This is a genomic window from Microbacterium sp. EB106-03-03-XG65 (assembly GCF_058791955.1).
In genome coordinates, this window is the sequence record NZ_JBYTEB010000002.1 from 1 (window position 1) to 12,880 (window position 12,880).

Annotated in this window: 12 protein-coding genes; 2 read left to right on the top strand and 10 right to left on the bottom strand. The window is 68.1% G+C overall.

Annotated elements, in window-relative coordinates:
* Positions 1-413: 413 nt before the first annotated feature.
* Complete coding sequence (locus AC3WS6_RS13190) at positions 414-1,742, top strand: CoA transferase (protein WP_492501502.1); 1,329 nt, start codon at positions 414-416, stop codon at positions 1,740-1,742.
* Here the strand turns inward: AC3WS6_RS13190 and AC3WS6_RS13195 are convergent.
* The 4 genes from AC3WS6_RS13195 to AC3WS6_RS13210 form a co-directional block, all read right to left on the bottom strand.
* Positions 1,727-2,524, bottom strand: coding sequence for a DUF4184 family protein (locus tag AC3WS6_RS13195; protein WP_492501503.1), 798 nt, complete (start codon positions 2,522-2,524; stop codon positions 1,727-1,729). The genes AC3WS6_RS13190 and AC3WS6_RS13195 overlap by 16 nt on opposite strands.
* Before the next feature lie 92 nt (positions 2,525-2,616).
* Complete coding sequence (gene tyrS, locus AC3WS6_RS13200; protein ID WP_492501504.1) at positions 2,617-3,918, bottom strand: tyrosine--tRNA ligase; 1,302 nt, start codon at positions 3,916-3,918, stop codon at positions 2,617-2,619.
* A gap of 62 nt (positions 3,919-3,980) precedes the next feature.
* A complete protein-coding gene (locus AC3WS6_RS13205) occupies positions 3,981-4,787 on the bottom strand; it encodes a hypothetical protein (RefSeq protein WP_492501505.1) in 807 nt (268 codons plus the stop codon).
* Positions 4,784-5,428 carry a SatD family protein gene (locus tag AC3WS6_RS13210; RefSeq protein ID WP_492501506.1) on the bottom strand — a complete coding sequence of 215 codons (645 nt, stop codon included), beginning with the start codon at positions 5,426-5,428 and terminating at the stop codon, positions 4,784-4,786. The genes AC3WS6_RS13205 and AC3WS6_RS13210 overlap by 4 nt, the downstream gene beginning before the upstream one ends.
* 59 nt (positions 5,429-5,487) lie before the next feature.
* Between AC3WS6_RS13210 and AC3WS6_RS13215 the strand changes: the two genes are divergently transcribed.
* Positions 5,488-6,075 (top strand): DUF1349 domain-containing protein, encoded by a 588-nt coding sequence (locus AC3WS6_RS13215; protein ID WP_492501507.1) that lies wholly within the window; start codon positions 5,488-5,490, stop codon positions 6,073-6,075.
* Between the two features lie 114 nt (positions 6,076-6,189).
* Here AC3WS6_RS13215 and argH read toward each other — a convergent pair whose 3' ends face one another.
* From argH to argC, 6 genes are read right to left on the bottom strand one after another with little or no spacing between them, the layout of a single operon-like run.
* Positions 6,190-7,620 (bottom strand): argininosuccinate lyase, encoded by a 1,431-nt coding sequence (gene argH, locus AC3WS6_RS13220; protein WP_492501508.1) that lies wholly within the window; start codon positions 7,618-7,620, stop codon positions 6,190-6,192.
* On the bottom strand, positions 7,620-8,549 hold the full coding sequence (gene argF / locus AC3WS6_RS13225; RefSeq protein WP_492501509.1) for an ornithine carbamoyltransferase: 930 nt from the start codon (positions 8,547-8,549) through the stop codon (positions 7,620-7,622). Before argF ends, argH begins: the two co-directional genes overlap by 1 nt.
* The gene (locus AC3WS6_RS13230; protein WP_492501510.1) at positions 8,546-9,757 is read right to left on the bottom strand and encodes an acetylornithine transaminase; all 1,212 of its coding nucleotides are present in this window, start codon (positions 9,755-9,757) and stop codon (positions 8,546-8,548) included. Before AC3WS6_RS13230 ends, argF begins: the two co-directional genes overlap by 4 nt.
* Positions 9,754-10,671: an acetylglutamate kinase gene (argB, locus tag AC3WS6_RS13235; RefSeq protein WP_492501511.1), complete on the bottom strand. Its 918-nt coding sequence runs from the start codon at positions 10,669-10,671 to the stop codon at positions 9,754-9,756. Before argB ends, AC3WS6_RS13230 begins: the two co-directional genes overlap by 4 nt.
* Positions 10,668-11,825: a bifunctional glutamate N-acetyltransferase/amino-acid acetyltransferase ArgJ gene (gene argJ / locus AC3WS6_RS13240; protein ID WP_492501512.1), complete on the bottom strand. Its 1,158-nt coding sequence runs from the start codon at positions 11,823-11,825 to the stop codon at positions 10,668-10,670. Before argJ ends, argB begins: the two co-directional genes overlap by 4 nt.
* Entirely contained in the window at positions 11,822-12,874 is a 1,053-nt protein-coding gene (argC, locus tag AC3WS6_RS13245; protein ID WP_492501513.1) for an N-acetyl-gamma-glutamyl-phosphate reductase, read from the bottom strand. The genes argJ and argC overlap by 4 nt, the downstream gene beginning before the upstream one ends.
* Positions 12,875-12,880: the final 6 nt, after the last annotated feature.

Genomic DNA, 12,880 nt, shown 5'->3' on the forward strand with positions numbered 1-12,880 from the left:
TGTTGAGTTCTCAAGGATCGGATGCTCCCACGACCCAGTCATCACAACCAGGCCCGAAGGGCAACTTCTCTATCTTAGCCATCCCGTCTCGCTTGTCAAATCAGCGCGCCGCGCGGATCTTGGATCCGGTGCGCAGCCTGTGACAGCCGCAGACGGGGTGGATCTCCCATCCTAGACGCAGGCGTCTGTTCTCACAAGTGAGTAGATGCGGGAGGTGGTTCTCCGCTTGAGGGGGGTGAAGCTCTCGGCTCCTCCGCTTCCCTGTGGGGCGAACAAGTAATAAGTTACGGGGATTCTGGGGTTCTGGCAAATCGGGCCACCACCCCCGGGCGTTTCGCTCCGTGCACTCCTCCGGGTTTTCCCTGTCCAGGCGGACATTCGGCCCTGATCGCCGCCACGAGTACGATCGCAGCGTGACCGATCCGACGAATCACGACGCCGCTGCCGCGCTTCTGTCCCGTGTGTGCTCGTCGCTCGGCATTGCGCAGGAGAGCACCGATGACGGGCGGCCGTCACCTCACCCTGTGCCGCTGCACTCGCGTCTCGCCACATCGGATCTCGCCTGGGCGAGTGTGCGCTCGGTCTGTCTGGCCGCGGGCATCGTCGCCTTGCCCGACCCGGACCGCATCGCCATGGCCTACCGAAGCGACCGGGTTCTCACCATCGACGGTCTCGCCCCGGAGGTCTGGTCGCCGTACTCGGGATTCTTCCGCGTCGCCGACGGCTGGATCCGCACGCACGGCAACTACCCCCACCATGCGCAGCGGATGCTCGTCGGCTTGGGTCTCACAGACCGCGCCACCGGCGACGATGCCAGGGACGCGCTGCTGACGCTGCCGGCCGTCGACGCGGTCGCGCGGATCACCGGGGCCCGCGGGCTGGCGGTTCCCGTGCTGCCCGAGGACGACGCGCTCGACGCGCGGTTGCGCGCCACTCCCCTGCTGCACATCCGGAGAACCGCCGCGTCTCGATCAGACACCCGGTCCCCGAGCCGCGATCGGGACTCACCTCTGCCACTCGCCGGCGTGCGCGTGCTCGACCTCACCCGGGTGATCGCAGGCCCCGTCTGCACGCGCACTCTCGCGCTTCTGGGCGCCGACGTGCTGCGCATCGATCCTCCGCAGCTCGCCGAGCCCGAGTGGCAGCACTTCGACACCGGGCACGGCAAGAGATCGACGCTGCTCGACGCCCGAGCGCAGCGGATGCGTGAACTGCTCGCCACAGCTGACGTCGTCGTGCTCGGGTACCGACCGCAGGCTCTCGATCGCCTCGGTCTCTCGCCGGACGCACTGCTCGAGCAGCATCCGGGTCTGTTGGTGGCCCAACTCAGCGCGTGGGGCATCGAACACCCGGATCGCGCCGGGTTCGACAGTCTCGTGCAGGCAGAGTCCGGGATCGCCCTGGTGGAGTCGGTGGATGGGGATCGCCCTGGGGCTCTGCCCGCGCAGGCGCTGGATCACAGCGCCGGTTACCTCCTTGCGGCTGCGATCATCGCGCTGCTCGAACGGCGACGTCGAGACGGGGGCGGCTGGGTGGTGCGCACCTCACTGCGAAGAGTGGCTGCCGAACTGCTCGGGATGCCCAGATCCTCGGCGGCGGAAGCAGAACGAGACGTGGACCCCTCCGTCCACACCGTGGCGTTCGACATCGGAGGGCAGAGGATCACCACTGCGGGATCAGCGCTGCCGGGATTCGAGCTCACCGCGCCTCATCGATGGGGATCTGATCAGCCCCGGTGGTGAACGCGGCGGAACAGCGGCAGGGCCGCACAGAGCGCGAGTGTGAGCACGCCCCACACTGCGCACGCCGGCGGTAACACCCGATAGGCGAGGTGCTGATACGTGAAATCCTCGGTGAACGGCCCGTACGCCGCATACCCCACAGCCCACGCCGTGATCAGTACAACAGGCAGCGACACCCACCACGCGATTCGGACGGGCGGCGGCGTGACGCGCTCGACGTGTTCGCGCGGTTCGGCACGGTTCAGCCGGCGGAGAGCCCAGATGGCGATCACGAGCAGCCCGATCACGCTCGACCCGTGCTGCAGCCACTTGTATCCGGTGAACGGCCCCCACCTCTCGTCGAGTGCGGGAAGCACATCGACGCCCCACCTGCCTTCGTGCGTGAAGAGATCCCAGACGATGTGCGTCAGCACACCCAGCACCAACGAGACTGCCAGCATCACCGGATAGAGCCGATTCGGCGCACCGATGCCGACGGCGTCTCGTGCCGCACCGATGCCTGACCGCGACCAGCACGCGGGCAGGCGACGGGCCAGCCAGAGCGGAGACAGCTCTCCGACTGCTGGGCGCAGCACGACACGCCACAGCAGGAACAGGACGAAAGCCACCGACGCTGTCCAGACCACGTTGGCGAACGTGTGAGTGAACGAGTACCCGAGCCCGATCCCCCGGATGAACAGCGGAAGATCCGGCGTCATCGCGCCGATCGCGATCGCGGCCGGGACGAGTGGGGTGCGGATGAACGGAAGCGCGACCACCGCGTGACTCGGCGTGAACGGCATCGGTGGCTCCTGTCGATCTGAGAGATGGAGGCTTTGACGGCGGCCGTCAGAGAACTCTCAGACGGCCGCCGTCAGGCGACCTGAAAAGGACCTCACCCCAGGAAGACTCCTGCGAGGGTCTTCTTGCCGCGACGGAGCACGGACACTCCTCCTGGCAGAGTTCCCTCCACAGTGGCGGCATCGTCTTCGACACGTGCCCCATCGAGCGACACACCGCCCTGAGCAATGGCGCGGCGTGCTTCGGATGCGCTCGAGACGAGCCCCGTGGCGACGAGCGCATCGACGACCGACGCCCCTCGGGCGAGCGTCGCGTTCGGCAGCTCGTCGAGCGCAGTGCGCAGCGTCGACGCATCCAGTGCGGTCAGGTCTCCCTGACCGAACAGCGCCTCGGAGGCCGCGATCACGGCGGCCGTCGCATCGATGCCATGCACGATGGCGACGACCTCGAGCGCCAGACGCTTCTGCGCGGCACGCCGGAACGGCTCGGACTCGACGAGCGCCTCGTACTCCTCGATCTCGGCGCGGCTGAGGAAGGTGAACACCTTCAGACGCTCGATGACATCGGCGTCGGCCGTGCTGAGCCAGAACTGGTAGAAGGCGTACGGGCTGGTGAGATCGGCATCGATCCAGATCGCGTTGCCCTCGCTCTTGCCGAACTTGGTGCCATCGCTGTTCGTGATCAGCGGAGTGCCGATCGCGTGCACCGACACGCCCTCGACCCGGTGGATCAGATCGGTGCCGCTCGTGAGGTTGCCCCACTGATCCGAGCCGCCTGTCTGCAGCACGCAGTCGTACTGACGGTACAGCTCCAGGAAGTCGATACCCTGCAGGATCTGGTAGCTGAACTCCGTGTAGCTGATGCCGGCGTCCGAGTTCAGACGAGCCGCGACCGCATCCTTCTTCAGCATGGTTCCGACCCGGTAGTGCTTGCCGATCTCCCGCAGGAAGTCGATCGCCGACAGCGGAGCCGTCCAGTCGAGGTTGTTCACCATGCGGGCCGCGTTCTCGCCCTCGAAGCTCAGGTACTGCTCGACCTGCCCGCGCAGACGGTCCACCCACGCGGCGACCGTCTCTCGCGTGTTCAGCGTGCGCTCGGCTGTCGGTCGGGGATCGCCGATGAGGCCGGTCGATCCTCCGACGAGTCCGAGCGGCTTGTGTCCGGCGAGCTGAAGCCGACGCAGAGTGAGCAGCTGGACGAGGTGTCCCAGGTGCAGACTCGGAGCCGTCGGGTCGAAGCCGCAGTAATACGTGATCGGATCCCCCGCGAGAAGGGCGCGCAGCGCCTCCTGGTCAGTGGACACATGGACGAGGCCGCGCCACAGCAGTTCGTCCCACACGTTCTCGAACGTGGGGTCGATCGCCGGCGGGGCGGTCGTCAGATCGGAATTCGACACGCGCTCCAGGCTATCAGCGGTGCGTGCGTCCCATTCGCCGTGGCGCGGGTGCACCGGAGTCGTCAGCTGTGAGCAGCCCACCATACGAGGAAGGCCGCCCCCAGCCCGATCACCCAACTCACCAGGCTGCCGACGAGGAAGTACTCCGCCCGCGCCCCGGTCTCGCCGTCGCGCGAGATCTCAGGGAACCGGACGATGCCCTTGGCGGCGAGCATCGCCGCCAGAATCGGGTAGGCGGCAGCAAGCGTGAGGAGCATCACCAGGATGCGCTCGAGCGGCCCGATCAGACGTCCACCCTTGAATCCGGCCCGAGGATCGGATGCCGGGATCTCGGTGGGAGCGCTCTGGGCGGAGGCAGTCTCGGGGGTCGTGCTCCCGACAGACAGCGGTTTCGGTTCGACTGGCTCAGGGGCGATCCGCCACAGCTCTGCGGGACGCCAGGTGTGCTCGCCGTCGAGAGCGGCCCGGACGACGAGGTTCGCGGACTCGAGCAGGAACACCCCGGCCCCGAGCGTGAGGATCGCGAGATCGAAGGGCACGTCGCCGAACGGCGAGCGCAGAGCCCATACCGAACCGATCAGACCGGCATCCGTGCGAGCGCCGAGCCACACCACGGCGCCGACGCTCGACAGGCCGAGCAGCACGGCGGGCCAGAACCCGAGCACGGCGGGTCTCTCGGTCGGCATGCACCAGACCCACAGCGCGCCGACGACCAGCCCCGCGAGCATCGGCAGCAGCGCATCGCTCACACTGCCGAGCAACAGCAGGACGATCGTCACCGCGAGGTAGCCGATCCACCGACGCGGCGCGAATTGGCGGACGAGATCGGCCGAGCCCACAGCGAGCAGCAGGAACCCGGCGACGATCATGCGTTCGCTCCCCTCAGCGCAGACACGCCCTCGATGATCGCCGCGCTCCCGGCGCTCCGCAGCGACTTCGAGACGCTCGGCTGCGAGATGCCCTCTTCGGCAGCCAGCTCATGCTGAGATCGGCCGATCAGGCGCCCGTAGGTGAGACGACGTTCTCGCTCGTTCATGGCCCCGACCACCTCGTCGCGGACGAGGAGGTAGGCGTTCGATGCCGCGATCGTGCTCTCCATGACCTCATCCTGCCCGGGGGCTCCGACAATCCATGTTCGGGTGCGCGGCACGGCGCGGCCCTCCCTCGTATGCACGGTCTCGATGGCGGCGCGGGCCGCGTACCACCCCGGTCCGTCGGCGAGCTCGCCATGCACCGAGTCGACGGCGCTGACGGGACCGACGCCGATGCCGAAACGGAAGGCGATCCCGTCGGGAAGGGCGAGCTGGATCATCAGAAGCGAGATCATGGCGTCGCCGAGGCGCCGATAGACCCCCTGCTGCTCGTCTCCGACCGTGGGGGTCAAGGGCTGTTGAGCCAGAGGCGCATCGCGCTCGACGCGGACGATGGTGTCGTCGAGTGTGCGCTGCGCTGCCGTGCGGTCGTCGAGCCTGCGGGAGCCGACGATGTCTGCGAGTACGGCGATGACCATGCCATAACCATATCATGCATAAGTTGTGGTTATGCCTTATTTGGCTATATCCTCGTGACATGCCTGAATCAGACATCATTTCCTGGGCCGACGGCTCCTGGACGAACGAGCCCGCTTCCACTTCCGTCGACGAGGGTCAGCTCGTCGTCACCGCGGTCGAAGGCAGCGACGCCTGGCGCCACACCGCCTACGGCTTCGTCCACGATACCGAGCACGCGCTCCTGGTTCCCCTGGCCGTGGGCGAAGCCATGGACGTCTCCTTCCGGGCGCCCTGGGACGGCCAGTTCGACCAGGCCGGAGTGTTCGTCCGCGTCGACGACGAACACTGGATCAAAGCGGGCATCGAGTACGCCGACGATCATCTCGGCCTCGGCGCCGTCGTCACGGATGTTCGTTCCGACTGGTCGGTCGGCCACGTCGACGACTGGCACGGCCGGGAGATCACCGTGCGCGTGAGCCGCTGGCCGGATGCCATCATCGTGCGCGCGCGAGCGGACGACGGCGACTGGCAGCTGGTACGCGTCGCACCGTTCGACGGCGACGCCGCAGCATCCGCCGGTCCGTTCCTCGCCGGCCCCACCCGCGCGGGGCTGGTCGTGCGCTTCACCCGCTGGACGAAGTCAGCCGCCGACGTCGCACTGCACTGATCCGGGCGACTGACGTTCTGCGGACAGAGGGACGGAGCGCGGAGCAGTCACCGAGACTCTCCGCGCTCCGTCCACACGTGCGGAGTCGTCGCATCCGCCGTCTGCCGTCTGTCCCTAGAGACCGAGCGCGTGCGCGGCAGCCTGGGCGCGAGCCACGAGCTCGGCTCGCTGCTCGGCGACTCTGACGGGAGCCGTCCCTCCGGCGCCGGTGCGCGATGCCACCGAACCCTCGATCGTGAGAACCTCGCGCACCTCCGCGACCAGATGCGGCGAGACCGAGAGGAGCAGCTCGTCGGAGGCGTCCTCGAGGCCGATCCCCTGCTCTTCGCAGGCCCGCACGAGCGCGCCCGAGATCTCGTGCGCGTCGCGGAACGGCACCCGACGCTTCACGAGCCATTCCGCGACATCGGTCGCGAGCGAGAACCCCTGCGGCGCGAGTGCCGCCATCCGATCGGTGTCGAAGCGCAGCGTCGCGATCATCCCGGCGAATGCAGGGAGCACGACCTCGAGCGTCTGCACCGAGTCGAACACCGGCTCCTTGTCTTCCTGCAGGTCGCGGTTGTAGGCGAGCGGAAGGCCCTTGAGCGTGGCCAGCAGCCCCGACAGATTGCCGATCAGACGCCCTGACTTGCCACGAGCGAGCTCGGCGATGTCGGGGTTCTTCTTCTGCGGCATGATGCTCGAACCGGTCGAGTACCCGTCGTGCAGCGTGACGAAGCCGAACTCGCGCGTGTTCCAGAGGATGATCTCCTCGCTGAGACGCGACAGATCGACCCCGGTCATGGCGGCGATGAACGCGAACTCGGCGACGACATCGCGCGCCGCGGTGCCGTCGAGGGAGTTCTCGGCCGGGCGGTCGAGTCCGAGCTCGGATGCGACCAACGCGGGGTCGAGTCCGAGCGTCGAGCCTGCGAGGGCTCCGCCGCCGTACGGCGAGACGCCGGCGCGGCGTCGCCAGTCGACCAGTCGCTCGAGCTCACGCACGAGCGGCCAGCCATGGGCCTGCAGGTGGTGGGCGAGGAGTACCGGCTGCGCGTGCTGCAGATGCGTGCGTCCCGGCAGGATCGCGTCAGGATGCGCTTCGGCCTGCGCCACGAGGGCGTCGATGACTCGGAGCAGATCGCGCGCGATCACGCGGGCATGGTCGATCAGATACATGCGCACGAGCGTGGCGATCTGGTCGTTGCGGCTGCGCCCGGCGCGCAGACGTCCTCCCAGCTCGGGTCCGAGCTCGGCGATCAGCGCCTGCTCGAGCGCGCCGTGGACGTCCTCATCCGACGGAACGGGCAGCAGTGTTCCCTCTGCGACCTTGAGCGCCACGACGTCGAGTCCCTCGTGCATCCTCGTCGCCTCATCGGGCTCGAGGTACCCTGCGGCCTCGAGTGCTGTCGCATGAGCGTGCGAGCCCGCGATGTCGTACGGCGCGAGAATCCAGTCGAAATGCGTCGATCTGCTGAGTTCGACGAGCTCGGGAGAGGGACCGCTCGCGAATCGAGCACCCCAGAGGGCTCCCTCGTTGGTTCCTTCGTTCTTCGAGTCGACCATCACGCGTCCTTCTTGCCGAGCAGCCAGACGAGCAGCGCCTTCTGGGCGTGCAGACGGTTCTCCGCCTCATCCCAGACCACGCTCTGGGGTCCGTCGATGACCTCGGAGTCCACTTCATAGCCGCGGTCGGCGGGGAGGCAGTGGATGAAGATGGCCTCGGGATCGGCGAGCTGCATGGTCTCGGGCGTCACCTTGTAGCCGCCGAGATCGCGGATGCGCGCGAGCTTCTCCTCTTCCTTTCCCATCGACACCCAGGTGTCGGTCACCACGACGTCTGCGCCCGCAGCGGCCTCGACGGCGTCGGTGTAGAGCGTGATGGATCCACCGGTCTCGGCGGCTCGGCGATCGGCGGCCTCGACCACGTCTGCTCGGGGCGCGTAGTCGACCGGCGAGACGATGCGCACGTGCATGCCGGCAGTGACGCCGGCGAGCGCGTACGAGTGCGCCATGTTGCTCTGACCGTCGCCGAAGAACGTCAAGGTCAGACCCTTCAGGGCGCCCTTGTGCTCGCGGATCGTGAGCAGGTCGGCGAGCAGCTGACACGGGTGGAAGTCGTCGGAGAGAGCGTTGACGACGGGCACCGTGGTGCCGGCCGCCATCTCTTCGAGGCCTGCCTGCGCGTAGGTGCGCCAGACGATCGCCGCGACCTGGCGCTCGAGCACCCGTGCGGTGTCGGACGGGGTCTCCTTGCCGCCCAGCTGGCTGCTCGCGGTCGAGATGATCAGCGGCGAACCGCCGAGGTCCGCGATACCGACGGCGAACGACACGCGGGTGCGCGTGGAGGACTTGTCGAAGATCACCGCGACCGTCTGGGGACCGGCGAGGGCCTTGTTCGCCCAGCGGTCCTTCTTCAGTTCGATGGCGAGATCGAGGATCTCGGCCTGCTCGGCGGGGGTCAGATCATCGTCACGCAGCAGGTGGCGGGTCATGCGGGGGCCTTTCCGGATTCGGCGAGGGATGCCTGCACGTCGGCGAGCGAGGCGGCGAAGAGCTCGCGGAACTCGGCGAGTTCAGCGTCTCCGATGGTGAGAGCCGGGGCGATGCGCACCGTCTCGGGGTTGGCGGCGTTCACGATGAGGCCACGCTCCTGCGCGGCGGCGACGACCTCGTTCGCGACGGGGGCGTTCAGCGCGACACCGATGAGCAGGCCGCGACCGCGCACGCCTGTGACGAGCGGCGACTGCAGCCCGAGGATGATCTGGCGGAGCTCCTCGCCACGGCGCGCAGCGTTCTCGACGAGTCCGGCGCCCTCGATCTCGGTGAGCACGGCATCGGCCACAGCCGTCGCCAGCGGGTTGCCCCCGAATGTGGATCCGTGCGAACCGGGCGTGAAGAGCGAGCTCGCCGCACCGTAGGTGACGAGAGCGCCGATCGGGAAGCCTCCGCCGATGCCCTTCGCGAGCGTGATCGCGTCGGGCGTGATGCCCTCATGGCTGAAGCCGAACCAGGCCCCCGTGCGTCCGGCGCCCGTCTGGATCTCGTCGACGATGAGCAGCGCCCCGTGCTTCAGCGTCAGCGAGCGCGCGGCCTGCAGGTACCCGTCGGGAAGCTCGACCACGCCGGCCTCACCCTGGATCGGTTCGACGATGACCGCCGCGACCCGGTCGTCGATCGCGGCTTCGAGGGCCTCGACGGTCGCCGGGACGTGCTCCACTCCCCCGGGCATCGGCTCGAACGGCGCCCGCATGGCGGCCTTGGCCGTGAGGGCGAGCGACCCCATCGTGCGTCCGTGGAACCCGTTCTCCAACGCGATGATGCGCGGCTTCTCGGTTCCGCCGTGCAGACGGGCGAGCTTGAACGCGGCCTCGTTCGCCTCGGCGCCCGAGTTCGAGAAGAACACCCGCCCGTCGATACCGGCGCCGGCGAGGCGCTTCAGCCGAGCGGCGAGGGCGAGCTGCGAAGGCGTCGCGAAGTAGTTGGACACGTGCGCGAGTGTGGCCGCCTGCTTCGAGACCGCCTCGACGAAGACCGGATGCGCGTGGCCGAGGGAGGTCACCGCGATGCCGGCGAGGAAGTCGAGGTGGCGTTTGCCCTCGGAGTCCCAGAGGTACGACCCCTCGCCACGGGTGAGCATCGCCAGGCGCGGCCCTGCGTTGAGGACCAGATCACTCGCTGCGTCATCCTGCCAATTGCTCATGCGTTCGTCCCTGCGCTTCCCATGACCACTTCTGTTCCGATTCCCTTGCTGGTGAAGAGTTCGACGAGCACCGAGTGCGGCACTCTTCCGTCGATGATGGCGGCGGCGTCGACGCCGCCTTCGATCGCATCCAGGCACGCCTTCATCTTCGGGATCATGCCGGATTCGAGTGTCGGCAGCATCTCGATGAGAGCCTCCGAGGTGAGGTGCGAGACGAGCGAGTCGCGGTTGGGCCAGTCGGCGTAGAGCCCCGGCACATCGGTGAGGATGACGAGCTTGCGAGCCTTGAGCGCCACGGCGAGGGCTGCCGCCGCCGCATCCGCGTTCACGTTGAGCGACTGGCCGGGGTGATCGAGGTCGGGCGCGATGCTCGACACGACGGGCACGCGGCCGGCCGCAAGGTGATCCAGCACCGGCGTCGGGTCGACCTCCACGACGTCGCCGACGCGTCCGAGGTCGATCTCCTCGCCGTCGATCACGACACCGCGACGACGACCGCCGAACAGGCCCGCGTCCTCGCCGCTCAGCCCGGTCGCGATCGGACCGTGCGAGTTGATCTTGGAAACCAGCTGGGGGTTCACCTGACCGGTGAGCACCATGCGCACCACGCTGATCGCCTCGGTGTTGGTGACCCGGTAGCCGCCCTTGAACTCGCTCGGGATCTCGAGACGCTGCAGCATGTCGGAGATCTGCGGTCCGCCGCCGTGCACGACGACAGGCAGCACGCCGACGTATCGCAGATAGGCGATGTCCTGCGCGAAGGCCTCCTGCAGCTCGTCCGAGACCATCGCATTGCCGCCGTACTTGACGACGACGATCTGGTCGCGGAACTTCTTCAGCCACGGAAGCGACTCGATGAGGGTCGCGGCCTTGACTGCGGCGACGTCCGGGGTGGTGTCCTGGATGTCGGTCATGAGGCGTAAGCGCTGTTCTCGTGCACGTAGTCGTGGGTGAGGTCGTTCGTCAGGATGGTCGCGGTGGCATCCCCGACCTTGAGGTCGATCACGAGATGCGTCGCGCGCGGAGTGAGGTCGACCTCTTCACGCGGACGGTCAGGGCCTCCCTCGCTGCACACCCGCACGCCGTTCATCCAGACGTCGACGTCGTACGGGTCGAACTGGGCGTTCGTGGTGCCGATCGCCGCGAGCACCCGTCCCCAGTTGGGGTCGTTGCCGAAGATGGCGGCCTTGAAGAGGTTGTTGCGCGCGACGGAGCGACCGACCTCGACGGCTTCCCCCTCGGTCGCGGCGTGCTGCACCTCGATGGTGATGTCGTGGCTGGCTCCCTCGGCGTCGCCCTGCAGCTTGACCGCGAGCTCCTGACACAGTTCCGCGAGTGCGGTCGAGAAGTCCTTGAGCTCGGGGGCGACACCGGAGGCGCCGTTGGCCAGCAGAGTGACCTGGTCGTTCGTCGACATGCAGCCGTCCGAGTCGAGGCGGTCGAATGTCGTGCCGGTCGCGAATCGCAGCGCGGCATCTGCCTCGAGCGGCTCGAGCACCGCATCCGTCGTGATGACCACGAGCATCGTCGCGAGTCCCGGTGCGAGCATGCCCGCGCCCTTGGCCATGCCGCCGATGGTCCAGCCGTCGCGCGTGATGACGGCCGTCTTCGAGACACTGTCGGTCGTCATGATCGCCTCGGCCGCGATCTGACCGCCGTCCGTCGACAGCTCGGCGATCGCCTGCTCGGTGCCCGCGAGGACCTTGGCACGGAAGACCTCATCCCCGACGCCGATGAGGCCCGTCGAACACACGAGCACATCGCCGGCGCCGATGCCGAGCAGCTCGGCAGCCTTCTCAGCGGTCTGGTGCGTCGTCTGGAAGCCGAAGCTGCCGGTGAAGCAGTTCGCGCCGCCCGAGTTCAACACGACCGCCTCGACCACGCGGTCGGCCACTGCCTGCTGTGACCAGATGATCGGGTTCGCCTTGGCGCGGTTGCTCGTGAACACCGCGGCTCCGACCTTGCGCGGGCCGCGGTTGACGACGACCGCGACATCGGGCTTGCCGGTCGACTTCAGACCTGCGGCGACTCCGGCCGCTTCGAATCCTGCGGGGGCGGTGACGCTCACGGCGCGACTCCGTTCACTGAGAGGGCGCGGGACTCGGGAAGCCCCAGCGCGAGGTTCATGGACTGGATGGCAGCGCCTGCGGTGCCCTTGACGAGATTGTCGGCCGCCGTGACGACCGTCACGCGGTTCGCCGCGCGATCGATCGCGAGGCCGATCAGTGCGGTGTTGGCGCCGAGCACGTCGGCGGTGCGAGGGAACTGCCCTGCGGGCAGCAGCTGCACGAACGTCTCGTCGCCATAGGCGTCTTCCCACGCAGCGCGGATCTCGGCATCGCTGACTCCGTCGACGATGGGAGCCGTCGATGTCGCGAGGATTCCCCGCGACATCGGGACCAGCACCGGCGTGAACGAGATGCGGATGCCCTCGGGCACAACGCCGGATGCTGCGGCGAGCGCCTGCCGGATCTCTGGGATGTGCCGGTGCGTGCCCCCGACCGCGTACGGATTGGCGGTGCCGAGGATCTCGCTGGCGAGCAGGTTCGTCTTGAGGCTCTTTCCCGCCCCCGAGGGGCCGACGGCGAGCACCGAGACGATGTCCCCCGCATCGATCACTCCGGCGGCGACGCCGGGTGCGAGGCTCAAGCTCACGGTCGAGGCGTTGCAGCCGGGAGCCGCGATGCGCGACGCTCCGCGCAGGGTCTCCCGCTGCTTGACACCGCCGACGAGCAGCTCGGGGACGCCGTAGGCCCACGGCTCGTGGAAGTCACCACCGTAGAACGCGTCCCAGGAGGCCTGCGAGGTCAGTCGATGGTCCGCTCCCGCGTCGATCACGAGTGGCGTGTCGTCGAGCGCATCGGTGTACTGCCCGGACTGTCCGTGCGGCAGGGCGAGGAACACGATGTCGTGACCTGCGAGAGTCTCGGGCGTGGTGTCCTGCAGAGTGAGGTGCGCGAGCGACCGCAGGTGCGGCTGATGCTGCACGAGGGGCTGACCGGCGTTCGAGTGTGCCGTCACGGTGCGGATCTCGATGTCGGGATGAGACGCGAGAAGGCGCAGGATCTCGCCGCCCGCATAGCCGGAAGCGCCGGAGACGGCGACGGAATACGTCATTCTTCT